General features: G+C 69.1%; 21 protein-coding genes. 12 read left to right on the top strand and 9 right to left on the bottom strand.

From position 1 onward, the window contains the following. Positions 1 to 198: 198 nt before the first annotated feature. A complete protein-coding gene (locus ABZ664_RS22300; protein ID WP_362512934.1) occupies positions 199 to 2379 on the bottom strand; it encodes an N-6 DNA methylase in 2181 nt (726 codons plus the stop codon). A 404-nt stretch (positions 2380 to 2783) separates the two neighbouring features. Here ABZ664_RS22300 and ABZ664_RS22295 point away from each other — a divergent pair, with 404 nt between their 5' ends. The 3 genes from ABZ664_RS22295 (at position 2784) to ABZ664_RS22285 (ending at position 5347) form a co-directional block, all read left to right on the top strand. After that, a complete protein-coding gene (locus ABZ664_RS22295; protein ID WP_362512931.1) occupies positions 2784 to 3350 on the top strand; it encodes a hypothetical protein in 567 nt (188 codons plus the stop codon). Between the two features lie 336 nt (positions 3351 to 3686). After that, on the top strand, positions 3687 to 4211 hold the full coding sequence (locus ABZ664_RS22290) for a sigma-70 family RNA polymerase sigma factor (RefSeq protein ID WP_362512927.1): 525 nt from the start codon (positions 3687 to 3689) through the stop codon (positions 4209 to 4211). Between the two features lie 26 nt (positions 4212 to 4237). Next, on the top strand, positions 4238 to 5347 hold the full coding sequence (locus ABZ664_RS22285) for a CU044_5270 family protein (RefSeq protein WP_362512923.1): 1110 nt from the start codon (positions 4238 to 4240) through the stop codon (positions 5345 to 5347). Positions 5348 to 5527: 180 nt separating this feature from the next. Here ABZ664_RS22285 and ABZ664_RS22280 read toward each other — a convergent pair whose 3' ends face one another. Further along, positions 5528 to 5698, bottom strand: a complete 171-nt coding sequence (locus tag ABZ664_RS22280; protein ID WP_362512920.1) for a hypothetical protein — start codon at positions 5696 to 5698, stop codon at positions 5528 to 5530. 6 nt (positions 5699 to 5704) lie between these two features. Between ABZ664_RS22280 and ABZ664_RS22275 the strand changes: the two genes are divergently transcribed. Together ABZ664_RS22275 and ABZ664_RS22270 are read left to right on the top strand one after the other, a co-directional pair. Continuing rightward, on the top strand, positions 5705 to 6214 hold the full coding sequence (locus ABZ664_RS22275) for a DUF5753 domain-containing protein (RefSeq protein ID WP_362512917.1): 510 nt from the start codon (positions 5705 to 5707) through the stop codon (positions 6212 to 6214). A 24-nt stretch (positions 6215 to 6238) separates the two neighbouring features. Then, positions 6239 to 6712, top strand: a complete 474-nt coding sequence (locus tag ABZ664_RS22270; RefSeq protein ID WP_362512914.1) for a DUF397 domain-containing protein — start codon at positions 6239 to 6241, stop codon at positions 6710 to 6712. A 46-nt stretch (positions 6713 to 6758) separates the two neighbouring features. Here ABZ664_RS22270 and ABZ664_RS22265 read toward each other — a convergent pair whose 3' ends face one another. Further along, positions 6759 to 7049 carry a hypothetical protein gene (locus ABZ664_RS22265; RefSeq protein WP_362512911.1) on the bottom strand — a complete coding sequence of 97 codons (291 nt, stop codon included), beginning with the start codon at positions 7047 to 7049 and terminating at the stop codon, positions 6759 to 6761. An 85-nt stretch (positions 7050 to 7134) separates the two neighbouring features. Between ABZ664_RS22265 and ABZ664_RS22260 the strand changes: the two genes are divergently transcribed. Next, positions 7135 to 7578, top strand: coding sequence for a hypothetical protein (locus ABZ664_RS22260; protein ID WP_362512908.1), 444 nt, complete (start codon positions 7135 to 7137; stop codon positions 7576 to 7578). Position 7579: 1 nt separating this feature from the next. Here ABZ664_RS22260 and ABZ664_RS22255 read toward each other — a convergent pair whose 3' ends face one another. Then, positions 7580 to 9727, bottom strand: a complete 2148-nt coding sequence (locus tag ABZ664_RS22255; protein WP_362512904.1) for a hypothetical protein — start codon at positions 9725 to 9727, stop codon at positions 7580 to 7582. A 434-nt stretch (positions 9728 to 10161) separates the two neighbouring features. On the opposite strand from ABZ664_RS22255, the gene ABZ664_RS22250 reads away from it, so the two are divergent. Continuing rightward, complete coding sequence (locus ABZ664_RS22250) at positions 10162 to 11592, top strand: serine hydrolase domain-containing protein (RefSeq protein ID WP_362512901.1); 1431 nt, start codon at positions 10162 to 10164, stop codon at positions 11590 to 11592. 86 nt (positions 11593 to 11678) lie between these two features. On the opposite strand, the gene ABZ664_RS22245 is transcribed toward ABZ664_RS22250, so the two are convergent. Continuing rightward, on the bottom strand, positions 11679 to 12122 hold the full coding sequence (locus ABZ664_RS22245; RefSeq protein WP_362512897.1) for a hypothetical protein: 444 nt from the start codon (positions 12120 to 12122) through the stop codon (positions 11679 to 11681). 11 nt (positions 12123 to 12133) lie between these two features. Then, complete coding sequence (locus ABZ664_RS22240; RefSeq protein ID WP_362512893.1) at positions 12134 to 12283, bottom strand: hypothetical protein; 150 nt, start codon at positions 12281 to 12283, stop codon at positions 12134 to 12136. 132 nt (positions 12284 to 12415) lie between these two features. Here ABZ664_RS22240 and ABZ664_RS22235 point away from each other — a divergent pair, with 132 nt between their 5' ends. Both ABZ664_RS22235 and ABZ664_RS22230 read left to right on the top strand, forming a co-directional pair. Further along, on the top strand, positions 12416 to 13162 hold the full coding sequence (locus tag ABZ664_RS22235) for an ArsR family transcriptional regulator (RefSeq protein ID WP_362512890.1): 747 nt from the start codon (positions 12416 to 12418) through the stop codon (positions 13160 to 13162). Between the two features lie 11 nt (positions 13163 to 13173). Continuing rightward, positions 13174 to 13608, top strand: coding sequence for a VOC family protein (locus ABZ664_RS22230; protein WP_362512887.1), 435 nt, complete (start codon positions 13174 to 13176; stop codon positions 13606 to 13608). On the opposite strand, the gene ABZ664_RS22225 is transcribed toward ABZ664_RS22230, so the two are convergent. Beyond that, positions 13551 to 14033: a serine hydrolase gene (locus ABZ664_RS22225; RefSeq protein WP_362512884.1), complete on the bottom strand. Its 483-nt coding sequence runs from the start codon at positions 14031 to 14033 to the stop codon at positions 13551 to 13553. The two genes, ABZ664_RS22230 and ABZ664_RS22225, sit on opposite strands and share 58 nt — an antisense overlap. Before the next feature lie 693 nt (positions 14034 to 14726). Between ABZ664_RS22225 and ABZ664_RS22220 the strand changes: the two genes are divergently transcribed. The 3 genes from ABZ664_RS22220 to fusA all read left to right on the top strand — a co-directional run bounded on the left by ABZ664_RS22220 (position 14727) and on the right by fusA (position 19101). Then, positions 14727 to 15680, top strand: coding sequence for a hypothetical protein (locus tag ABZ664_RS22220; RefSeq protein ID WP_362512881.1), 954 nt, complete (start codon positions 14727 to 14729; stop codon positions 15678 to 15680). 264 nt (positions 15681 to 15944) lie between these two features. Further along, complete coding sequence (locus tag ABZ664_RS22215) at positions 15945 to 16391, top strand: hypothetical protein (protein WP_362512879.1); 447 nt, start codon at positions 15945 to 15947, stop codon at positions 16389 to 16391. Between the two features lie 523 nt (positions 16392 to 16914). Beyond that, positions 16915 to 19101, top strand: coding sequence for an elongation factor G (gene fusA, locus ABZ664_RS22210; RefSeq protein ID WP_362512876.1), 2187 nt, complete (start codon positions 16915 to 16917; stop codon positions 19099 to 19101). A 155-nt stretch (positions 19102 to 19256) separates the two neighbouring features. On the opposite strand, the gene ABZ664_RS22205 is transcribed toward fusA, so the two are convergent. Together ABZ664_RS22205 and ABZ664_RS22200 are read right to left on the bottom strand one after the other, a co-directional pair. Then, positions 19257 to 22139, bottom strand: a complete 2883-nt coding sequence (locus ABZ664_RS22205; protein ID WP_362512873.1) for an NHLP bacteriocin export ABC transporter permease/ATPase subunit — start codon at positions 22137 to 22139, stop codon at positions 19257 to 19259. A gap of 103 nt (positions 22140 to 22242) precedes the next feature. Next, the gene (locus tag ABZ664_RS22200) at positions 22243 to 24486 is read right to left on the bottom strand and encodes an NHLP family bacteriocin export ABC transporter peptidase/permease/ATPase subunit (RefSeq protein WP_362512869.1); all 2244 of its coding nucleotides are present in this window, start codon (positions 24484 to 24486) and stop codon (positions 22243 to 22245) included. Positions 24487 to 24585 lie beyond the last annotated feature (99 nt).

Raw genomic sequence — 24585 nt, 5'->3', positions numbered from 1 at the left:
CAAACCGGGTCCGATACCTAGATAAATCATGAAATGTCGGCAGGGTATGGAGGCTCGCCTTGTCCGGCCGCGCGATGTCGCGAACGCCCAGGTGATCGCCCGCGTCCGGTCCGGGGTGTTGTCCGGAGGGGATCGTGGCCGGTTCCGGGTGGTGTCCGGTGGAGATCACGTCCGGTTCGAGGTGTTATCCGGCGGAGATCACGGCCGGTTTCCCGGAAGCCTCCCCGCGGCGATGCCGTCGGTCAGACCGTCGACCAGCTTCCCGCCGATCGTCCCCGCCTCTCGCAGTGATCGCTCGAAGGCGGTGAGCCGCCGGAAGGCCTCGCCGTAGCGGCGCTGCTCGTCGAGGGGAAGCCGCAGCACCTGCAGCCTGCGGACGTCGATGCGGGAGGACGTCGAGGCGTGGGTGCCCGCCTGCCTCGCGTTGGCCGGGGCGCGCAGGCAACCGGCGAGGAACCAGGGATCGAGGAGTGCCGGATCGGCCCGGAGAGCGTACAACTGAGAACCCAGCACCGTGGGGGCGTCGGTCTCGACCCAGGCGCCGAACGCCCGATGGGCGCCGACGACCACCACCTCCCCGGGTGCGGTCAGGGTGAGGCCGCCCGCGTTCTCTCCCGCGGAGGCGTCGGGCGCGGTCAGCCAGCCGGACGACCTGCCTCCGGCCAGCACGTCGGCGACGGTCAGCACGCGTACGGCGTCGTCGGGGGCGTCGCCGGTGCGCACCACGCCGTCGGCCGGTTGCTGCCCGGCTCGCATCGTGAGCGCACCCGCCCTGAGCAGGTCGCCCACGGTCACCGTGCCCTGGCCCGCGGGCTCCTCGCCGCTCAGTTCGAGGGCGGAAAGGGTCGCGGTCAGATCGCGCAACTCGTGGAGGAGGGTACCGAACCGGTTCCACGAGCGCCGCAGGCCCAGGTTCGCGGAGGTCGCCTTCTTCGGGACGTGCCGCGCGGGGGTGAGGTCCACCTCCTCGTCCAGCAGGTCGATCACCGGGACCACGGCGTGATCGGCCGGCCGGTCCCCGTCGGCGTTTCCCGCCGGAGCCCCCGGAGCCGTCTGGGGTGCCTGGCCCGTCTGGGTTGTCTGGATCGTCCGGAGCTCCTGGACGGCCGACACCACGCGCCTGTGCAGGAGGGGCCAGTCGATCGCCGCCCTGCCCGCTCGCTGCGTTCCCCCCGACGGCTCCTGCTGGACGTCGGCCGCGTCGACCAGGAGCACCCCGGCCCCCGCGTCCGTTCCGCCCTCGGCCGGTGCCCGCAGGACCCACAGGTGCAGCGCGACGCTGTGCGGGGGCGCGGACCCCGGAGGCAGGGCGACCACCGCGCGCAGCACGCCGCTGCGGAGCAGCCCCGCCCGGACCCGGCGCCCCGCCCTGCGGGAGGCGACACCGGGCGGCAGCAACAGCACGGCCGTCCCGCCGGGTGCCAGGCGGCTCAGCGCGTGCTGCGTCCAGGCGAGTTCCGGTTCGGTGCGGGGAGGCAGACCGTACGTCCAGCGGGCGTCGGTGGCGAGTTCCTCGTATCCCCAGTCGCGTTCGTTGAACGGCGGGTTGCACAGCACCACGTCGGCGCGGACATCGGGATGGGGATCGGCGCGCAACGTGTTCCCCGCCCGTACGTCGACCCCCCAGGCGCTCTCACGCTCCGGGGAGCGGCCGGCGAGCAGGAGCCGTACGGCGGCGAGCGCCGCCTGGGTCGCGTCCACGTCCTGGCCGAGCAGTCTCAGCGGGGCACCCGAGGCGGGCAAGTCCGCCGTACCGGCCCACTGCCGGGCGGCGGCGAGCAGGAGACCGCCCGTGCCGCACGCGGGGTCGAGCACGGTGCCGACGTCACCGGCCTCGCCGCCGCGCGACAACTCGGCGACCTCGGCCATCAGCGCCGCCAGCGGGGACGGCGTGACATTGATCTGCCGTACGTGGGTGTCGAGCCAACGGCCGAGCAGGAAGTCGAAGGTGTCCCGGGCGCCGTGCTTCTTCGCCAGGCCGACCGCGCGTTCCACCAGGGACCGCTGAGCATCGGAGAGGTCGGTGCCGCCGGGAAGCCATCCGGCGCTGTCATCGGGTCCCGCTTCCTTATCGGTGAGCCTCGCGAGCCGGGCACCGGCGACGGCGATCGCCCTCCCCATCGCGTCGCGGTCGCCGAGCGCCTCGAACTCCGGCCACAGCCGTTCCCGGCTGCCGACCTCGTCGAGCTTGCCCTGCCGCCTCAGCCACTCCTCCACCTGCGACAGCGCGAACTGCGGGCTGGTGTCCGTACCGCCGACCGGCGCGGGGAAGCTGTCGTGGCGGCGGCGCCAGTTGCTGACGGCCGCGCGCCCGACACCGGCGATCCTGGCTATCTCCGCCAGAGTGACGGAGACGGTTGGGTCGGCAGAAGGAGGCATCGTGTCTCCGGGTGAGGGCCAGAAAGGTGACGACCTGGCAGGAAAGCGCGATGACGGCATGTGCCCAGGTGGGCGGCCCCGGCTTTCCAGAAGGTCATTTTGGCAGCCTATCCGTTGACTCAGTTCACCGTGGAGCCAACCCGACCATGGAGGCTCAGCCAAGGGTAATGCCGAGGTCCTCTCCGGCCCATCCGGTTTCGTCCCTCCAGATTGTCGTGATGGTGGAGGCTGCGGACGGCATCCCCGGAGCCCGATGTGACCCCAAAGGTTTCGGCCGACTCGGACCCCGCGCGGGAAGCCCTTCTCCGACATGGGCTTGTGGTGGGCGTTGCTCCGTCGATCGGCTGTGCGTTGATGGCAAAGAGTGAGGTGATGGAAGCTCTGGGTGACGTGAAGTTCGGCGAGTGCTCTTCGCCTTCGTCGATGAAAGCTGTCGCATCCGTCAGGATGACGACTGCGTTTATGTCCTTGCCGCGGTCCTTCTGCCGACGGAGAAACCAGACCGGATCAGGGCGACGATGGATGCCCTGCGGTACGGCAAGGCGCCAACTGTTCACTGGAGGACGGAGCGGGTCGCACGCAGGCATCTCATCGCTCAGGCGGTGGCCTCCTTGGAGTGTGCGTCAGTGGTCGCCGTCAGCCTGTACGGCGCTGCGAGCCGCTCGGAACGCGCCAGGCGTCATGCGCTACTCCGACTGCTGCCTGAGTTGTCCGAACGTCAAGTGGGGACAGTGGTCTTCGAGTCGCGCCGGGAGCAGGACGCAGGCGACAAGGCGATTCTTACGGCTCTGCGCCGAAGTGGGCGTATCGCCACTGAGATGTCGGTCAGCTGGGAACGAGCCAGCTCGGATGCCGCGCTGTGGACGGCCGATGTCGTCGCGGGGATCGTGACCGGATGGCTGGGTGGAGATCAGCGATGGTGGCCGCTGTTTGAAGGCCGCGTCACATTCCTGGAAGCGTCGGAGACGTGAGGGAAGAAAACGCAAGCGCCGGGCTCCCGATTCCATCGGGGGGTTCCCGGCGCCACTTCCGTGCCCCAGAGGACACGACACGGTCAGTATCCGCCCGCTGCCCCTCAGTCGTCAAGCCGGATGATGTGATCAAGGGACAGGGTGAGTCCGGCCTATCGCGCCAGTTCCTGAAGTAGGGCGATCCACACGGTCTGCTTCGCCGTAGGCGGGTCATCGCGCAGGTGGTGGCCTTGCAGCGTGCGTCAGTGATCGCCGTCAGCCCATATGGTGCCGCGAGCATGAGGGATGAATCGACGGGACGCGGTAATCCGGACGCGTTCGGAGGGACTACTTGGTGTGGACGATCCCGAAGAACGATTCACCGACCTGTATGACCGGCACTACCGCGGCGTGCTCGGCTACGCCCTGCTGCGGGCCGAGCGCGACGCGGCCGAGGACGTCTGCAGCGAGACGTTCCTCGTGGCGTGGCGGCGGCTCGCGGAACTCCCCGAGCCGGCGTTGCCCTGGCTGCTCGGCGTGGCCCGCAACCTGCTGGCCAAGCAGCGCGACTCGCGCACCCGCCGCCAGGCCCTGGTCGATCGGATAGCCGCCCTCACCACCGCACGCGACCACGTGGCGTGGGATGTGGCCGAGCACGTCATCGACAGGGAGAACGCCCTGGCCGCGCTGTCGGCCCTGCCCGAGCAGGACGTGGAGGCGATGGTGTTCGCCACCTGGTACGGCCTGCCGCCGGAGCAGGCCGCCACCGTCATGGGGTGTTCGGTCCGCACGTACAACGTCCGGCTTCACCGGGCGCGCAAGCGCCTCACCCAGGCGATGCGCGTCGGCGGCCCACGCCGCGTTCGCAGTCTCGAATCCTGATCCGCACCCCTTTGGAGACCCCTTTCATGGATGACCGCACTTTCGCCCGGCTCAAGCCCGGTGAGCTGGACGAGCTGACCGAAGACGGCTACCGCCGCCGCCGGGCGGGCGACCTGGCCCGCGCCTTCGCCACTCCACGTGCCGAACAGGCCCGGCCCGCTCACCCGGCCCGGCCGCGCCTGCGGTGGCCGCACTTCCTGATGGCCGGCACGGTGGCCGCCGGGCTCGCGGCCACGGCCGTCGTCGTCACGACCGGCGGCTCCGGTACGGACCCGGCCGGTACGGGCCCGAGTGGCGCGGTGGTCGCCTCCACGACGCAGGGCACGCCAGAACGCGTGGCCGACGCGCGCACGTTCCTGCTGGCCGCAGCCTCGACCGCGCGGCGGGAACCGGCGCACTCCGGCCGTTACTGGTACGTCAACGAGCGCACCCTGCAGAAGGTGGACAACGCCCCCGGCGAGTCCACGGCCAAGACCAAGGCGGAGTCGGCCGAGTTGCCGTACGAGGCCTACCGGGCCGACACTCGCGAGACCTGGCGCGCCATGAAGGCGGGCGAGGCCGGCCGGAGGGCGAGCAACCAGGACGTGAAGGTCACGTTCGGCTCCCCGCAGGACGAGGCCGCCTGGAAGGCGGCGGGGTCGCCCATACTGGCGGACGACAAGCCCAGGACCGCCGACGACACCTTCGAGCCGATCCTGTCGATCGACAACCCGAGCCTGAACCTGCGGAACGTCACCAAGCTGCCCACCGGCAAGGACGAGCTCAAGCGCCACCTGGACGACCTCTGGAAGCGCAGCCCCAACTCCGCGGACTTGGGCAAGGCCGTCTACCTGTGGCAGACGGGCGTGGACCTGATGACCGCGCCGATCACGCCGGGCACCCGGTCCGCCCTGTTCAAGGTGCTCGCCGACCAGCCGGGCATCACCTCGCAGGGTGAGGCGAAGGACGTGCTGGGGCGCACAGGGGTCGCCCTTTCCTCCTCGGCGGCCGACGCGCTCACCTTCCGCCTGGTCATCGACCCGGGTACGGCCGAACTGCTCGAGTACGACGTGGTGCAGAAGGATGTGCCGCTACTGCGCGTGGCGCTGGCCGACATGGGCTTCACCGACAGGCTCGGCGAGCGCCCGAAGGACTGATCTCCCGCATGACCGTCATCCCACACCCTCACCGTGACGGTCACGGCCCCGCCCTCCTGATCGGCGAGCCGCTCGAACCTCAGGCGTGCCGCCGGTCAGGAGGGCGTCGGTCGAGGAGGAGATGAGGGGTTCGTGTGCGGACCGAAGCAGCGGGGTGGGCGGTCCCAGCGGATCATGGGGTCACCGGTCGTTCAGCTGGAACCACACCACGCGGCCGGTGAGGATCTCGTACCAGCCCCAGGCCGATGACAGTTCTCTGACCAGCCAGAGTCCGCGTCCTCCGCCGCTTTCGGGGGAGACGTTCGCGCGCAGCAGGGGGCGGTGCCCGGTCGCCGATCCGGCGTCGATCACGTCGATGTGGAGCGTTCCATCATGGTGGGCGACGGCGACGGTGATCCGTCCGCCGGCGCAGCGGCCGGAGTCGGATCCGCCTTGTTCATCTCATCCCCGGGCGAGATCGAGCGGCGCGTCGAGGTTCGCATGGTTCGCCAGACGCTCCTTGTTCAAGACATGCCCCTGCGTTTCTGGGTTGTTCTGGACGAAGCCGTCATCCGTCGTCCTGTCGGCGGACCTGAGGTGATGCGCTCCCAGCTCAAGCGGTTACTCGACATAACCGACCTCCCCAACGTCACCATCCAGGTGCTGCCTTTCGCAGCTGGAGTCCATCCCGGCACGAACGGCGCATTTGAGATCATGGAGTTTCCCGAACCTGCCGACCCTGACGTGGTGTTCATGGAGAACTTCACGGGAAGTCTCTATATAGAGCGAGAGACGGATGTTTACCGATACGGACTTCTTCGGGCGAAAGCGCTGGATCCGGACGAATCTCACCGCTTTATCGCTGAGGCGGCTTCCCAGTTCGAGTAACCACTCCACGAAAGGCAATGTGGAATGTTCACACCGGAACTGTCCCAGGTGATGTGGCGTAAGAGCTCACTCAGCGGTAACGGACAAAACTGCGTTGAGATCGACGTCTGGCGTAAGAGCTCACTGAGCGGCAACGGCTCCGACTGCGTTGAAGTTGGCGTCTGGCGTAAGAGCTCCCTCAGTGGCGCTGGCCAGAACTGCGTCGAGGTAGGTGTCTGGAACAAGAGTTCCCGTTGTGGTGCTGGTCAGGACTGTGTCGAGGTAGGTGTTTGGAGCAAGAGCACTCTGAGCGGTAACGGTCCCGACTGCGTTGAAGTCGCCCTCGCCGAGACCTCCCAGGCCGACTCTGGTCCGGATGCAGATCTGCTCGTCCTGGTCCGTGACTCCAAGGACCCCGAAGGCCCCGTGCTGGCCTTCACCTCGGCCGAATGGGATGCCTTCCTCGCCGGCATCAAGAGTGACGGCTTCGACAACCTCGCCGTGCGTCACGAAGCATGACGTGAGTCGGTAACGTCGGCTCCCGGCCGGATTTCGGCCCGATGCGTCACTGTCGCGTGGCGGAGGGCGGGATCTTCGCCGGAGCCGACCGAAGCTCCTCTTCGATCATGTCGACGAGTGCCCTGGCCGCCTGGCGCAGTCGGGTGTGGCGGGCAGTGAGATCTTCGGTGAACGTCCGGGCCTTCGGCCCGACCCACACCGACTTGCCGGTGAGCTGGCCGTGGGCCGGGTCGAGCGCGGCCTCAAGGAGGGCGACTCTCGCCTTGAGCTCCACCAATATCTGTTCCAGCACCTGGCGCCGCGGGTTGGGCACCAGACCGTCCGGGCCAGGATTCATATATCCCTCTTCGGATGCCGATACATCGGGCGGACTATTGGACATTATTGGATCTACAGCACCCGGGCCAGCTCTGGAGGAATGTGTGACACGTTTTGTATGGCGCGGTGTTTTGGTCTGCATGTTTATGGTGCTGATGGTGTCCGGATGTGGGGATAGTGACCCTACGGCGGCCGAAGCGGGGGAGACGCTTAAATCGCACATCACTGAATTGATGAAGGAGCGCTATGCTTCGGATGTCCGAATCACTGATTCCGGTGGGCGTGATATTCCCTGTGGAGAGGGCATGGCCAAGCGTACGTTTGCGGCTACAGGCAGGGACTCGGGGGCGCAGCGTGATGGAGATAACCTCAATGATCTTTTGCTGGGTGCGCTCTCTCGCGTCGCCCCCTACCGAATTGCCGAAGATCGTGGCAACGCTCCTATCCGACTCGCCAATGATAAGTACAAGACGGTGATCATCTTGGAGTCTCCAGGCGACGGCCAGTATGGGGTTCGAGGCGAGACCGAGTGTCTGCCGATCTCGTAAGTTAGCTATCGAAGGCCAGGGCTCGTTCCCGCCCTCGCTTGTTGCGGCTTTCAAATCGGTCCGCCATCTCGTTGGATAGTCCCCCTAGCGAAGTTTTGTCATCGCTGCCCATCCCGTTGGCAATCATCCACCGTTCGAACGCCTTGAGTCCTTCGTCCCCCTTCGCGACCAACTCGGAAGGTGGCCTGAGGTTGCCCTTGGCATCGGTGAGGGGGACATCGGGCGGCTTGATCAACTCGGAGAACGGTTTGAGGTTGCCCTTGGAGTCGGTGATGGACGCGCGGCCGGCCTGGAACTCGGCGGGTGTCACCTTGGGGACGAAGCCATTGGCCATGAGTATTTGCGCGTACATGTGCTGACGGCCGAGGGTCGCCACCCTCTCCGCCGCGTTGGTCCGGTCCATCCGGGTCTCGGGGTCATCTTCGATGAAGGCGCCGTGGCCCGAGAGAGTAGTGCTAAGTCCGAACCAAAAATAGTTCATGGCTTTGAAGGGGACGATGTACATGCTCGCGAGTCCGATGGTGGTGTCGCGGAAGAAGTTGAACGTGTCCTTCGCCTGCTCGTCGATCGAGTCCAGGTTGCCCTGGACCTTCTCGACGGCGGCGAGTTCGAAGCCGCGTACGTTGCCCAGGGCCGTGAAGACCCGGTCCAGGTGGTCGACGTCTCCGGTGCGCCGGGTCTTCTCAGAGGCGTCGGCGATGAGCTTCTGGGAGAGGCCGCCCATCGCCTGGTCAAATGGGAGAAGGTTCGCCGGGGAGTCGGCGAAGGTCTTGAGGAAGCGGTAGGTGTCCTTCGGGCTCAGGGTGAACGCGGAGGTCATGCCGAAGGCCGAGGTGAAGGGCTTCAGCTCGCTCTCCTCGGTCATGTTGGTATCGCCGATGTTCGCGCCCTCGGTGATCTCGGCGGCGTAGGCGCCGGCCAGAGTCGACATGAAGATCCTGGCGTTCGGCGCGACCTCCATCGGGGTGGCCGGAGAGTCCGCGGTGCCGTCGGTGTCCTTGAGGTCTCCCATGATGGTCATGACGTTGAAGGCGAACTTCACGGCCTCGGGGCTGTGCGGTCCCTTGTCGTAGGCTCCGCCTGCGGCGGCGAGCATCCGGCCGAACTCAGCGCCGACGTCGAAATTCATGCTCCTCGGCACCTGCCAGGGAGATTTCGATTTCTCTATCTCCAGCCAGGGGAAAATGGCGATCTTGGTGGCTCCCAAACGGTTGAGTTCGGCGAAGACGTCTCGGAGGTCTTCTCGGGACATCGCGTTGAACAGGCTCCTCGCCGCGTCGGGGTTATTGGCCAGGGCGGGTAGCAGTGGGCCGAGGTCGGTCTCCCAACGCCGGGGGCGGGAGCCGTCGCCGACCGGCTTGCCCACCCTGCTGCGCGCTATCTCGGTGAGCCACGCGGTGGGGAACATGCCGTGTCTGAGCAGGGACGCCAGCTCGTGGGTCGGCGCCTTCTTGAGGTTGTCGGCCTGCCAGGCGGAGCCGAGGACGGCCGGTTGCGTGCCGATCGCCGTGGTGAGGGCGTCGCTCATGACCTTCCGGTGCTTGTCGGCCGCCTTCTTGTCGTATCTCTCCAGGCGGTTGATCATGTCGATCATGCCCTTGGGGCCGAGGGACCGGAAGAACCCGGCGGTGAAGTAGCCGTCCTTTTGCTTGTCGGCGAGCTTGTCGAGGATCCGGTCATAGGCGGCGTCGGGCGGGCCGGGGGACGGCTTGGGGAGGTGCCTGAACTTGTCGGCGAGTTCGGTGCCCTTCTTGGCGTTGCCCGCCGGGGACTTTCCCGTCTTCTCGTCGTAGGGCAGCAGCCCCCACTGGAACGGGTCCTGGACCTGGCCGCCGGTCCACGCCGAGCCCTGCTTCGGGATGTGGGGGGCGCCTCCCACCATCAGGGGGAGGTCCTGGTCGATCGTTTCCAGGCGTTGACGCAGCTTCGGCAGTTCGTCGCCGATCCAGCCGCCGATCTCCCCGATCGGCCGCAGCCCCACCGCCGACACCTCCGCCGCCGCGAACAGTTGCCGGATCCGCCCGGACTGCTCGCCGATCACATCGCGACCGCGCTCCAGCGCGGTGATGAAGCCTCGCATCAGATCTGGATCGATTCCGCTGAAGTCCGGCGACGTGGGCCCCATTCCCGGCGACATCGACTCCACCATCTCCTCAGCCTGTTTTAATTTTTTTCACTCTAGTTCCAGGCTGAGTGATTTTCATCTGGCGGAACAGGACGCCCAAGGCCCCGATGACCTATCCTTCGGGCGTCATGCGCCGTCACTGTGCGGTGATCGGCTCTCCTCGGTGCGAACTCGGTTCAGGAAGGCGCATCCCGGCTCTCGACAGTGCGACGACGTCGGAAATCCCCTCGGGAACATTTCCGGTCTCTCGTTCAACGAATTTCGGTCCGCACGCTGGATTCGCGGGGTTAATTTCCTTTTTCCGCCAAGGTGAGATACGGGCGATGATTCGGAGGAGCCGGCGCGGCGGTTGCGGTGGATTCGGGCTCGCGCGTGAAGCACGGTTTCGTGGAGAAAACGACCAAACGACGTCCCGTAACTCCATTGAGTGGATTTAGTGGGTTTGTTACGGTGCTTGGATGGCTTCTCATCGTGCCCTGCTGCCACGGTCGACACCGGCCGCCTCGGGGATGTCGTCTCGCTCGATCATCGCGCTGCTGGACCGGCTCGAAGCACAGTCGGCCGAGTGCCACTCCATCATGGTCGTACGCCACGGTCATGTCGTCGCCGAAGGATGGTGGGCCCCGTACTCGGCCGAGCGCCCGCACCTGCTCTACTCGGTGACCAAGTCGTTCACCTCGGTCGCCGTGGGGCTCGCGATCGCCGACGGCCTGCTCTCGCTGGACGATCGGGTGGTGGACGTGTTGCCCGACCATGTTCCGGCCGACATCTCGGACCAGGGACGCCGCGTCACCGTTCATCACCTGCTGTCCATGACGGCCGGACACCGTACGGACAGTCTCGACGAGGCGTGGCGCCTGGAACCGGGCGACCTGGTGAAGGGCTTCCTGCGCGTACCGTTTCCCGAAGCCGAGGGGACACGGCACGCCTACGACAATCCGACCACCTTCCTCCTGGCCCGGATGGTGGAACGGGTCACGGGCCGCGGCCTGCCGGAATTTCTCGATGAGCGCCTTTTCGCGCCGATGGGCGTCGACCATGCCGAATGGGACCGGGTGGCGAGCGGCGCCGCCTTCGGATTCCAGGGGCTGCACCTCACGACCGAGGCCGTCGCCGCCTTCGGCGAACTGCTGCTGCGCGGCGGCCTGTGGGGCGACCGGCGGCTCATCCCGCGCGAATGGGTGGAGCTCGCGACCAGGCAGCACATCGAGACTCTGCAGATCGAGGGCTGGTCGGAAAACCTCGACGCGCTTCGCGGGTACGGCTACCAGTTCTGGATGTCGCGTCACGGTTACCGGGCCGACGGCGCCTTCGGCCAGTTTTGTCTGGTCGTCCCGTCACACGATCTCGTGATCGCCGTGACCGCCGCGGTAACGCAGGGTGAGGCGATACTCGACCCGCTGTGGGAGTGTCTGCTGCCTGGCCTGGACCAGGCGGACAGCACTCGGGACGACGAGATCCTCGCCGATCGGCTGCGGCGGCTGTCACTCGCGCCGGTACCGGGTTCGGCAGAGCCGAGGCGTTCGGTCAAGGCGGGACTCGACGCCTGTGCCGAGGATTCGCCTCTGCCCGAAGGAACCACGGTGACCGTCGATCCCGTGGACGGTGGGTGGATCGTGGGGCTGGGGCCGTCCCTCGACGTTGAGGTCGGCCACGGCGAATGGCGGGAGAGCGCGCCGCTGGGCCGGCCTGTCGTCGCGGCCGGCGCCTGGCAGGGCGACACGTTCGTCGCCGATCTTTACGTCATCACCACCCCGCACCGGGTCCGGCTGGTGGTCGACGCCGAAGCGGGCACAGCGGTCGCGACGTGGAACATCGTGCCCCTGACCGGCCCCAATCTGGAGTGGCATCTGCGCTCGCCGCTGATGACGCGGCCCGACGTCGCGTAGCTGACATCGGCCGGGCCCGCAGGTGCCGGCCTGGTCCGGACTTGATCGATCATCGATTTCGGCCGTGACGGATCCGACCGCGGACCTCAAAGGGCGCTTTTCGCGCGTAGGTGCCGGCGTACCGCCTCGGTGGCCCGATCGGCGTCGGCGGGTTCGCTGCGCTGGGGCGCGTTGAGGAAGTCCGTCCCGCGCAGGGCGTGGGAGGCGGGGCGGGGATAGAGCCAGGCGTGGAAGTGCTGGACGCGGTCGCGGGTGGAGACCAGGTGGACGCGTTCGGCGTCGGTGGTGGCCCGCATGGCGGTGTCCAGCGTGTGAAGCAGGACGCCGAAGGACACCGCCTCCTTTGACGTCATCTCGGCGAAGTCGGTGTAGTGCCGCGTGGAGACGATCTTCATGGTTCCCGGCCTGGAGGACTGGGCGGGGCCGTGGTGAACGAGCCAGGAGTCGTCGCGGTGGACCCATCCGCCTGGCGGTTCGTCGGCGGCGGTGTTCAGTCGGCAGTAGGGGCAGGTGGGCGCGGGGTCGTTCATCGGGGAGTCCTTCAGGTCAGCGCGGTGTGCGCGGCCGGGCCGCCGAAGGCGATGGTGCCGAGTTTGAGAAACAGCAGCGCCACCTCCCGCACCGTACGCCAGGACGCCTCGCCGCCTTTGGGAGCGTCGGCCGGATCGCCCACGGCCTGTTCGTCGGCCACTGTCGCTCTTTTCCCCGGTCGTGCGGATCGCCCGGTGTGAGGGCCCTCATCAGGACCCGGGTGACCGTCCGCGAGCAGGTCTGGCACACTCACGGACAGATACATCAAATGGGTTTGATGTATTATCGCGACATGGTGACCCCGGTTCAACCCGTCCCGGCCTTTGTGCGACTGGCCTGCCATCCGCTGCGATGGCGGCTGCTGAGCGAGCTGGCCACGAGCGACTACCGGGTACGCGAACTGGTGGACCTGGTGGATCATCCGCAGAACCTGGTCTCCTACCATCTGCGGCTGCTGCGCGACGGCGACCTGGTCACCACGCGGCGCAGTAGCGCCGACGCCCGCGACAGCTACTACCACCTCGCCCTGGACCGCTGCGCCAACGCCCTGGCCGCCAGCGGCCTCGCGCTGCACCCCGCGCTCCACCTCGCCCCGGTCCCACCTCGGCCGTCCACGGCGCTCGCGCGCCCGCCCGCCGTCCTGTTCACCTGCACCGGTAACAGCGCCCGCTCGCCGATCGCCGAAGCCCTGCTGCGCCACCACGGCGGCGACCACCTGGAGATCGTGAGCGCGGGCAGCCACCCCCGGCCGCACCTGCACCGCGACGCCGTCCGGGCGCTGCGCGAGGGCTACGGCATCGACCTCGAAGACCGGCGCCCCCGGCACCTGGACACCCTCGCCGGGCGCCACTTCGACCACGTCATCAGCCTGTGCGACAAGGTCCGCGAGGTCTGCCCCGACTTCGGCGACCGCTCCCGGCGCATCCACTGGAGCATCCCCGACCCCGCCGCCGAGCAGGCCGGATACCCCGCCTTCGTGCGCATCGTGGCGGAGATCGACACCCGCGTCCGCTACCTGTTACCCGTCCTCACACCGTGAAAGGCCCGGCCATGACCGCACCCGACCAGCTCGCCGCCGTCCGCTATCTCGTCGACGACGTGCCGGCCGCCGTCGGCTTCTACACCGCCCACCTCGGCTTCACCCTGGGCCTGGACGCCGCGCCCGCTTTCGCCGAGGTGGTACGCGGACCGCTGCGGCTCCTGCTGTCCGGACCTGCCAGCTCCGGCGCCCGCGCCACACCCCCGGGCACCCCCGCAGGTCGCAACCGAATTCACCTCATCGTCGACGACCTCGACACCGAGATCGACCGGCTCCGCGACGCCGGTCTGTCCTTCCAGGGAGACGTGGTCGCCGGCCCGGGCGGACGGCAGATCCTGCTCACCGACCCCGCCGGCAACCTCGTCGAACTCTTCGAGCCCGCCCGCGCTCAAGCCGGCGACTTCGCCCCTCCGCCGGGCAGTCCGTACGGCTCGCCGCAGAAGTAACGGTTGAACGCGTCAACGGCGGCGAGCAGCATGCGCGCGACCGCCGGATCGTTGCGCTGCACGTTGACCGAGAGCGCCATCCGGCGTTCGCCCGTGGCGTCGGCGAAACCAAGGGGCGTGTAACCGGGGATCGAGCCGGTCGCGCCCCACATCTCGCCGCAGGTGAGTCCCACCGACTCCAGCCCGAGCCCGTACCGGGGGAAGATCGGGGCCTGGGGCGTGGTGACGCCGGTGCGCATCTGCGCCAGCGACTCCCGGCTGACGAGCCGGCCGCCGAAGAGCGCCCGGTAGAAGCGGTTCAGGTCGCGGGCATCGGACACCACTCCGTACGCCGCCCAGGCGAAGGACGGGTTCAGCCGGGTGATGGGCCGCAGCGAGCCCGGCTGCCCGGGTCCCGCCCTCACGGTGATGACCAGCGAATTCACGATCTGCTCCGGCGGACTGAGGAGCGCGCCTGCAGGGGATCGTGTTCATGGCGGCGCGGCCTCGGGTGGGGAGAAGAAGGGGAAGAAAAGAGGGCGCGGTCCGGAGACCGCGTCCTCAGGGGCATGAAGCTCCGGGTAAGCATGTGCTCGCTTTCGCGACTCCCCGAAAATACTCCGCATCGCGCTGATCGGCCGCGATTTTTCGCGAAGCCGCGGTCGCCGTCGCGGCCGGAGGGGGCTCCTGGCAGTCCCACGCGGCGGAGAGAGGCCGGACGAGCCAGAGGAGGGTCCGCTGATCTGGTCCGACGGTTACGGCAGTACGGCGTTCGCCCAACGGGTGATGTACGCCGGGCCCGCAGGCCGAGCGCTCATGGCTTCGGGTCTCATTGGGGAGATCGCCGGATCCGGATCTTGGGGGCGGTGGCGGTAAATGAGGCTTTCGCTCGGGGGTTTCGGTCTATATATTTTGGACTGCACTATTCGCCGGGATAGGGGCCTCCCGGGCGGATTTCGACGTGCATAAAAACGGGGCGAGAGGTAGTCATGCGATTACGGGGAATCGCCGTGTCGGTCGCCGGGTGCTTTTTGTTCGCTACCGGTTGTAGCGGGGAAGCCGATGCCGGATCGTCCACGGTGACGCGTCCGCCGCGGATAATGCAGGCGGATGCGAACGGGGCCGTGGTGTTCGATCCCGTGACGATGACGATCACCGGGTTCGACCGGGTACGGGGACGGGTGTGGCAGGACCGGGAGCTCGCCGAGACGGTGAGCGGCGTCGTCTGCCTGGACAGGTGCCCGGTGGCCGTCATCTCGACCACCGCCGAGGGCGGGGGCGGGCAGGCGCCGGACGAGCCGGATGCCGCTCCGTACCGGTTCACCGAGCAGGGACGATCCTCCTTCCCGCTCTCCGGCTCGCGAGAGGTACGGGTGCTGACCGCCGTCTCGCCCGAGGACGCGGTGGTCGAGGAGCGCGACGCCGACGGCCGGACCCACCTGAGGATCATCCGCCCGACCGGGTCGGAACGCGTCGCGGTGCCGTACTCCGACTACGGATGGGTCATGTCGCCGGACGGGAACGCGGCACTCGCCTTCACCACGCAGCGGGATCCGAAACAGGGACGGTTGCTGCGGTTCACCCGTGACCCCGACGGCTGGAAGCCGGACGGCGCCGGTCTCGAATGGGGCACCGTGAGCGACGTCTGTCTGGCCGGTCAGGGGGAGACGGCCCTGGTTACCGGGGCGCAGGCGGCTCTGGTACGGGGGATGTCCGAACGGCACCCGCTGGAACCCGCGCTCGCCCAGGCCGCCGAGTGCGCGCTCGGGACGAGCGCGGCAGCGCTGGTGATGCGCTCGATGGACATGCAAGGGGGGTTCCGGACGGTCGTGCATGGTTTGGGACCCGACGGCCGCTCGACATGGAAACGGGAGCTCGCCACCGAGGCCGGCGTGACGGCGCATCCGACCCAGCCCTACATCGGGGTCTCCGACGGCAGGACCTTCACGGTGCTGGACGCCGAGGGCGAGGTCGCGCGGAGTACGGACGGGGTCGCCACGGCGAGGTTCGTCGCGGACGGGCGACTTGTCGTCGTCACCCCGGACGGGGACGTGGAATGGATGTCGGCCGAGCCCGCCGACCTGGCCCAATAGCTTCTGAATTCTCGACGACGGTGTCTTTCCGTCCCGTCGCGGATGTCGCTGTACGGCTGCCTGTGCGCGGCCGGATGTCCGGTTTCCACTTTCCCCTTTCCCGCTGATTTTCCCGTACGGCCCGAGTCCAGGTGAGGAGAGAGATGTCGAGCAGGCGCACCACCGGTGTGCTCATCGGTGCCGCTCGTGGTCCCCCAGAGGGGTTTCGCCCTTCGACTACCGCAGCGGTCACATTCACACAGGGTGTTCAAAACAGGAGCAGAAATGTTGAAGAAGTTTTCCACCGGGGCTCTCATGGTCGGCGGACTGGCGATGCTCACCGTCGTCGGCACCGCGGGCGCGGCGCACGCCGCCTCCCGTTCCGGGAGCTGCAGCGCTTCCGGGATGATCGCGGATGCGGCGATCCACTACACCACCAGCTCCACCTCCGGGAAGACCACGCTCGACAAGTTCACCTGGACGATCTACGGAGAGTCGGGGTCGACCCAGAACAACGTCAAGGCCGTCCTCATGCGCGATGTCAGCCTGAGCACCGACACCGCGCACTACACCTGGTCCACCGGGAGCGCGAAGAACGGCGCCGGCTCTCACACGCCCAGTTCGACCGTGTCGGTGTCGTCGAGCTGGAAGCTCTACGGCAAGTTCAAGTTCACCTTCGACCGTAACAACAACACCGACCCGATCTGCAACCTGGAGACCAGCCGGTCCTAGGGATGATCCGGCCGGTGGCGCGACGCTGACGGTCTTCCCGGCGGGCGGGCGGTGCGGATTCGGCCCCGCCCCCCGCCGGTCGGTTTCCAACGGCCGCGGCCTTTTCCCGGCGGACTCCTCTTCGTCGGGTCTTCGTCGGAGAGAAAACCGGTTTACCGCTCATACCGGTCTCAGTACACTCGCCACTGATCATGCGCCGCCGCGACACCGTGGCGTGCGCGTCTTGACCAGTGAGGGGAGCATGCCGTGCGTCATCGCACCGCCGTGGTCATTCCCCCGTCACGCTTCGACGTGATCCTGGTGTCTTCGTTGGTGCCCGACGCCGGCCGCGCGGCCGACGTCGACCGCCCGTGACGAACCTCTGACCTCCAGACCCTCGCCGCCGAGTCGGCCCACAGGACATGTCCCCGTGTGGCCACGCCGTGCCAGGGGCCTCTTCGCGACCTGACCCCAGGTCGTCCCGTCCGAGAACGTCCGGGAATCGCGCAGTCCTGTCCGGAATCATGCCGAAAGGCCATGGGCCGTGCGCACCAACCCGCACCGTCGTATCACCGACTCGTTGACCGGCGTCCGCAACCTGGGCATCCTCGCCCACGTCGACGCGGGCAAGACCACCGTCACCGAACGGATCCTGTACGTCACCGGCGCCACCTACAAGCGTGGCGAGGTGCACGAAGGGACGACCGTCACCGACTTCGACTCCCAGGAGCGCGACCGTGGAATAACCATCTTCGCCGCGGCAGTGAGCTGCGTCTGGAACGACCACCGAATCCATCTCATCGACACCCCCGGCCACGTCGACTTCTCCGACGAGGTGGAGCGCTCGCTGCGAGTGCTCGACGGCGCGATCGCGGTGTTCGACGCCGTCGCGGGCGTCGAACCGCAGAGCGAGTCGGTGTGGCGGCAGGCCGACCGGCACGGGGTGCCGCGGATCGCCTTCGTCAACAAACTCGACCGCTCAGGTGCCGACCTCGACGCGGCGGTCGCGTCGATCCGCGAGCGGTTGCGCGTGGTACCGCTCGTGGTCCAGCTGCCGATCGGGCGGGAGGACGGGTTCACCGGCGTGGTGGACCTGGTGCGCATGCGTTCGCTGGTCTGGGCCGGCGGCCGTGACACGTTCGAGGAGGGACCGGTGCCGGACGTCCTGCGCGAGGAGGCGAACCGGCGCCGCCGCCTGCTTGAGGAGGCGGTGGCCGAACTGCACCCGGTCGCGTTCGAGGAGTTCTGCGCCGAGTCGGAGATCTCCGCGCCGACTCTCGACGCCGCACTGCGCGACCTGACCCGTACCGGGGAGGGCGTGGTGGTGCTGTGCGGATCGGCCTACCGCGACCGGGGGATCGAGCCGCTGCTGGACGCCGTCGTCGCCTACCTGCCCTCGCCGCTGGACGTGCCGCCCGTACGCGGCACCCGGGGCGGCAGCCTGGACGGTTCGCGGAACGGTGCTCCGGACGACAACCGGAACGGTCTCTCGGACGGTTCCCGGGACGGTGCGGTGCTGGAGCGGGCCGCCGACCCGGCGGCGCCGTTCGCCGCGCTGGTGTTCAAGGTGAACTCGACCGCGACCGGGCGGCTGTCCTACCTGCGCGTCTACTCGGGGACGATCCGGAAGGGAGACACGGTGCTGGACGCGGGCGCGCGGCGTACCGAGCGGATCGGCCGGATCCTGCATGTGCAGGCCGACCGGAACACGGAGGTGGACCTGGCGACGGCCGGGGACATCGTCGCGGTGGTGGGGCTGAAGGCGGCCCGCACCGGCGCCACCCTGTGCGCGCCCGAGGCACCGCTCGTCCTCGAACCGCCGACGGTGGCCGATCCGGTGGTCTCCGTCGCGGTCGAGGCGCGCAGGAGTGTCGACACCGGACGGTTGGCGTCGGCGCTGGCACGGCTGGTCGAGGAGGATCCCTCGCTGGTGGTGCGCACCGACCCCGAGACGGGCCAGACGTTGCTTTCCGGGATGGGCGAGCTGCATCTGGAGGTCGCGGTGGAGAAGATCCGTCGTACCCGGGGGCTGGACGTGGGGGTCGGCCGGCCGCAGGTGGCCTACCGGGAGACGGTCGGGCGCGGGGTGTCCGGGTTGCTGTACCGGCACGTCAAGCAGGACGGCGGCGCCGGGCAGTTCGCCCACGTCGTCCTCGACGTGGAGCCACTGGAGGACCTCGCGGACACCGTCGGCGCCGGCGCCGGTGACGGCGGTGCGGCGGGCTTCGTGTTCCGCTCGGCCGTCGTCGGCGGGCGGGTGCCGAGGGAGTACGTCCGGGCGGTGGAGGCCGGATGCCGGGACGCGCTCGCCGAGGGGCCTCTCGGCGGTCATCCGGTGACCGGTCTTCTGGTCACGCTGACCGACGGGGCCACCCATCCCAAGGACTCCTCGGAGATGGCGTTCCGTGCGGCCGGCCGGTTCGCGCTGCGGGAGGCACTGCGGGCCAGTGCGATGGTGCTGCTGGAACCGGTGGTCGAGGTCACGGTCACCGTGCCCGACGACGCCGCGGGCGGGGTGCTGGGCGACCTGTCGGCGCGACGTGGCCGGGTCTCCGGTTCGACCGCGCGGGCGGGGACGGTGGTGATCACCGCGACCGTGCCGCTCGCCGAGCTGTTCGGGTACGCGACCAGGCTGCGGAGCCGGACCCAGGGCCGGGGGACCTTCACCACCCGGGCCACCGGGTACGCCCCGGCGCCGAGCACGCTCCCCAACGGGACGCCGTCCCGGTAGAGGCCGGTGGAAACCGGGAGGAGCCGACGACGGCCCCGCCTCCGGGCGGGGCCGCCGTTCGGACTTCCGTCCTCCGGCCGTGCCGCCCATCCCGCCGATGACCGCCCGGTCAGGGGAGTCGGCTGCTCCCGGTCCGGGAGCAGCCGAAAGGCCGGTCAGGAGAGCTGGCGGGTGGCGAGGCGGGCGAAGAGCCCGTCCCGGTCGGCGAGGAGGTCGTCGTAGGTGCCCTGCTGGACGATCCGCCCCTCGTCCATCACCACGATGCGGTCGGCGGCCACCACCGTGGAGAGCCGGTGGGCGATCACCACCCGGGTGGCGTTGAGGCGGCGGGTGCTCTCGGCGACCCGGCTCTGGGAGGGGTTGTCCAGCGCACTGGTCGCCTCGTCGAAGAACACGATGCGAGGCCGGGCGACCAGCGCGCGAGCGATCATGAGGCGCTGTCGCTGACCGCCCGACAGCGTGCTGGTGCCCTCGGAGAGCACCGTGTGCATGCCCATCGGCATCGCCCTGATGTCGGCGGCGAGCCCGGCCATCTCGGCCGCCGCCCAGGCGTCGTCCACGGTGTGGACGCCGCTGCCGACGATGTTGGCCTGGATGCTGCCCGCCTGCAGCGCGCCGTTCTGGAGCACCACCCCGCACTGGCGGCGGACTGCGGAGACGTCGAGTTCCGCGAGATCCTGGCCGTCGTAGAGCACGGTGCCCGAGAGCGGGGTCTCGAAGCCGAGCAGCAGCCGCAGCACCGTGGACTTGCCGCTCCCCGAGGGGCCGACGAGGGCCACGAACTCACCGGGCTCGATCGAGAGGGCGACCCCGTCGAGGGTGAGCGGGCCGTCCTGGCCGTAGCGGAACGACACCTTGCTGAGCCCGAGCCGTCCCGACAGGTCGCCGGGGTCGGCCTTGGTGCCGTCGGTCTCCGGCCGGGCCTCCAGGATCGGCCTGATGTTCTCCAGCATCGGCACGACGCCCATCGCGGTGACGGCGGCGGCGGTGAACTGGAGGCTGGAGGCGAGCAGCAGGCTGAGCGCGGTGAAGAACGGCAGGAACGTGGCCACCGAGACCTGACCCGCCATCGGCCCGGCCACCACCGCGAACACGATCCCCGTGCAGACCAGCGGGAACCCGGCGTTGAACGTGGTCACCGCGTTCTGGATGCGGCGGGCCGAGGCGGTGAGCGAACGGCCCCTGGTGGCCTCACGCGTCCACTCGGCGAACGCCCGCTCCTCAGCGGCGGCGGCCCGCAGCTTCGGCATCGCGGTGAGCATCTGGAAGACCCTGGCCGACATGGTCCGCTCGTGCTCGTAGGCCTGTCGCTGCCAGCGGAGCTGCATCCGTCCCGCGACGATGGCGAACCCGAGGCCGAACAGCATGAGCGCCGTGGCGACCAGGGCGAGGCGCACGTCGTAGAAGTAGACCAGGACGAGGTTCGCCGAGCCGGTGAGCAGCCCCAGCGTGGCCGTGGTCAGCATCCCGGAGAGCATCTCCTGCGCCGAGCTGATGCCCAGCACCGTGGTGCCCAGTTCGCCGGTCGAGTAGCGGGCGAAGAAGCCGGCGGGCAGGGAGAGCAGCCGGGTCCACAGGCCCGACTGCAGGGCGGAGGTGGTGCGGCTCTCGACCCGCAGCACCGCGATGTTCTGCACCACCGACAGGGCGGCGATCACGAACCCGGAGCCGATCACGAGCAGGGAGCCCTGGACGATGAGGTCGAGCTCGGCCCGTACCGTGAACACGCCGAGCACCTTGCCCGTCATGATCGGGACGAGCAGCCCGAGCAGGGAGACGAGCACCCCCATGGCGGCGAAACGCAGCAGGTCACGGTGGTTGCCGCCGTCGAGGAGCCCCAGGCGCAGCAGCGCGCCGACGGTCTTGACCGAGGCGGGCAGCGGCCGGTACAGCACGTGGGCCCGCTTCTCCAGGCCGCGGGCGACGGTCGCGGTGACCGGGGTGAGCACGCCGTCGTCCACCATGACGTAGCCGTGACCCATGGTGAGCAGCGCCACGGGACGGCCGGTGGAGGTGCTGCCCACCATGGGTCCCAGGTCCTGGGTCCACCACGGGCCGTCCAGCCGGACCATCCTGGTACGGACGCCGGAGGCGAGCGCTATCGCCTGCAGGTCGCCCATCGGCCGGTCCTGGCCCCCGCGCCGTACCGGCGGCCGTACCTCGAACCCCTGGTGCGCCGCGACCAGTCGGGCCGCGGCGAGGGCGGGCGGGTCGTTGGCCACGTCGGCCAGCTTGACCTGGACCTCGGTGTCGCGCAGTACGGCGTCGAAGCTGCGTACTGCCTGCGTCAGTACGGTGCTCTCGCGTTCGCGCAGTCCGGCGAGCGCGGCGCGTTCCTCCTCGCGCTGCCGCTCCAGGCGGTCGTCGACGGTGTCGAGCAGCCGGATCGCGTGGGCGGCGAGGAACTCGCACAGCACGCCCTCGTCGAAGACCGAGTGCAGCGAGCGGGTCCGCAGCCGGATCCTGGTGTGGGCGAGGAGCCAGTCCCTCTCGGTCAGGCAGATGTCGCTGTCCGCGCCGAACACCAGGCCGTCGCTGTTGCCGATGCCCACCTCGCCCTCCTCGACGCGCACGCAGCGCACGCCGTCGACCGACCGCAGGGCGCGGCCCGCGTCCAGTTCGGCGGTCCCCTCGACGGGCAGCGGGACGAACTGCCGGGGCGGCAGGGTGGCGGGCAGCGCCTCGGCGAGCAGTTCGATGCCTCGGCCGAGCCCCTTGACCAGCCAGGCGGCGGCCTCGGCGGGCAGGTCGTGCAGCACCGCGACCGGGACGTCGGCCAGCACGGTGCCGGGCACCGGACGGGCCACGATCACGTGACGCGGGCCGGAAGGCGCTCCGCAGGCCAGGACCATGCCCGCCTCGGCCCGGCCGAGGAAGTTCCAGCGTCCGTTCAGTTCGCCGTCGACGGTCCTGACCGCGAACAGGTCCACCAGGCCCGACTCGACGAGCAGCATCCGCCCGGGGTTGTCGAGGACCGTGAACCGGTCGGTGCCGAGGTCCAGTGGGATGGCGATCCCGGAGAGCGCGGCGGGGCTCACGGTGCTCCTCCGGTGTCGAGCAGCGGGACGATCCTGGCGGGGCTCACGGTCGTCCTCCGGTGTCGAGCAGCGGGACGGTGATCCCGGTGATTCCGGCGGGGGCTCACAGTCCTCCTCCGGTGTTGAACAGTCGCGTGTAGATGCCGTCGGCGGCGAGCAGGTTCTCGTGGCTGCCGCGCTCGGCGACCCGGCCGCCGTCCAGGACGATGATCTCGTCGGCGTCGCGGATGGTGGACAGCCGGTGGGCCATCAGCAGGCAGGCGCAGCCGCGGCGGCGCAGGTTGTCCATGATGACGTGTTCCGTCTCCGGGTCCAGGGCGCTGGTGGCCTCGTCGAGGATGAGCAGGGTCGGCTCGGAGGCGAGCGCGCGGGCGAGTTCGAGCCGCTGCCGCTGGCCGCCGCTGAAGTTGCGGCCGTCCTCGCGGACGAACGAGTTGATCCCGCCGGGGCGGGCGAGCACGGCGTCGTAGACGGCGGCGTCGCGGAGCGCGGCGAGCACCACCTCGTCGGAGACGGCCTCGTCCCACAGGGTCAGGTTGTCGCGGACGGTCCCGGCGAACAGCACGATCTCCTGGTCGACGTAGGCCATCGAGCCGGCGAGCACGGTACGCGGGATCTCGTCCAGCGGGTGGCCGTCGAGCAGGATCTGCCCGGAGCGCGGTTCGTACAGGCCGGTCAGCAGGCGGCCCAGGGTCGACTTCCCACTGCCGGAGCCGCCCACGATCGCGACCCGGCTGCCCGGTGTCATGCTCAGCGAGAGGTCGGTGATGATGGGATCGGTCAGCGGGCCGTACCCGAAGGTGACATTTCGCAGTTCGAGGCGGCCCTCCAGGCGGGTGCCGATCTCCGCCGCGTCGCCGCTGCGCTCGAAGCAGCGGGCGATCGGGTGCCGTTCCACGTCGTGGATGCGCTTGGCGTCGGCGCTGAGGTCCTGCAGACGGCCGCCGAGGTTGGTGAGCTGGGTGACCGGCCTGCTGAGCGCGGCGAGCAGGGTCTGGAAGGAGATGAGGATGCCGATGCTGAGCACGCCCTCCACCACCCGCAGCCCGCCGATCAGCAGCATCAGGCCGGTGTTCACCGTGGCGAGCAGGGGCGGTACGACGACCAGCACCGCGGTGGGCACACCGAGTCGCTGCTGCGCGGAGACGACCTTGGCGAGGAAGCCCGCCCAGCGGGTGAAGGCATCGGGTTCGGCGCCGGTGGCCTTCACCGTCTCGATCATGCTGAGCGTGGCGAAGGTGGTGCCGGTGAGGTTGCCCCGGTCGGTGCGCAGCGCGGTGACCGCGTCCTTGCGCGCCCGCGCGACCCAGCGCAGGACGAGGATGTTCAGCGCCGCCATGCCGACGCCGATCACGCCGAGCAGCACGTCGTAGCGGACCAGCAGCGCGGCGTAGAACACCACCAGCACCATGTTGATCACGGTCAGCGCGAGGTCGCGGGAGAGGATCTCGGCCACGGTGTCGTTGGTGGAGATCCGCTTGGCGACCTCGGCCGGGCGGCGTTGCAGGAAGAACTCGATGGGCAGCCGGAGCAGGTGCCGGAAGAAGCGGGCCGAGCCGACCAGCCCGACCCTGATCTCCAGCCGCAGCAGGTAGTACTGCTGCACCGAGGTGAGCACGAAGATCGCCACCGCGGTGAACGCCATCACGATCAGCAGCGGCGGCAGGATGCCGGGGGAGTTTCCGGTCAGCACCCGGTCGATGAACACCCGGTAGTAGGCGGGGCCCGCGATGCCCGGCAGGAGCAGCAGCGCGCTGGCGAGCAGCACCAGCGGCAGGGCGCGTCCCGACGGCAGCCGCCACTGCAGCAGCGCCTTGCTGAGCTTGGCGCGTTCGCCGCCCGGCTTGAAGTCCGGCCCCGGCTCGAAGGTGAGCATGATCCCGGTGAAGCCGGAGTCGAACTCCGACCACTCCATCAGCCGAGGGCCCGACGAGGGGTCGTTCACCGCGACCATGGTGCGGCCGAACCGGGTCACGAGCCCTTCGACCACGATGAAGTGCTGGAACGCCCAGAAGATGATCACCGGACCGGTCTGGTCGCGGAGCAGTTCGGCCTCGACCTGGAAGCCTTTGGCGATCATCCCGTAGGAGCGGGCCGCCGCGAGCATCGAGGACGCCTTGGACCCGTCCCTGGACACCCCGCAGCGACCGCGCAGGTCTTCGAGTGGGACGTGCCTGCCGTAGTGGCCCAGGACCATCGCGAGCGCGGCGGCACCGCACTCGACCGCCTCCATCTGGATCACGGTCGGCACCCGGTGGCGGTTCTTCCTGCGGGGGCGCGGGGCCTGCGGCTGTTTTTTGGGCGCGGGCTTGGCGGGTTTCGCGGGGTCGAGTGTGGTGTTCGTCATCGGCGCCTCCTCCGCTTCGTGACCGCGGGCTTGGCGGGCCTCGTCGTCGTGTTCGTCATCGGCGCCTTCCCCGCTTCGCGGGGGCGGCTTTCGCGGGCC

This window comes from Streptosporangium sp. NPDC006930, from assembly GCF_040635605.1.
Taxonomy (GTDB): domain Bacteria; phylum Actinomycetota; class Actinomycetes; order Streptosporangiales; family Streptosporangiaceae; genus Streptosporangium.
The sequence above is the reverse complement of the archived record's forward strand: the minus strand, read 5'-3'. Positions and strand labels throughout refer to the sequence as shown.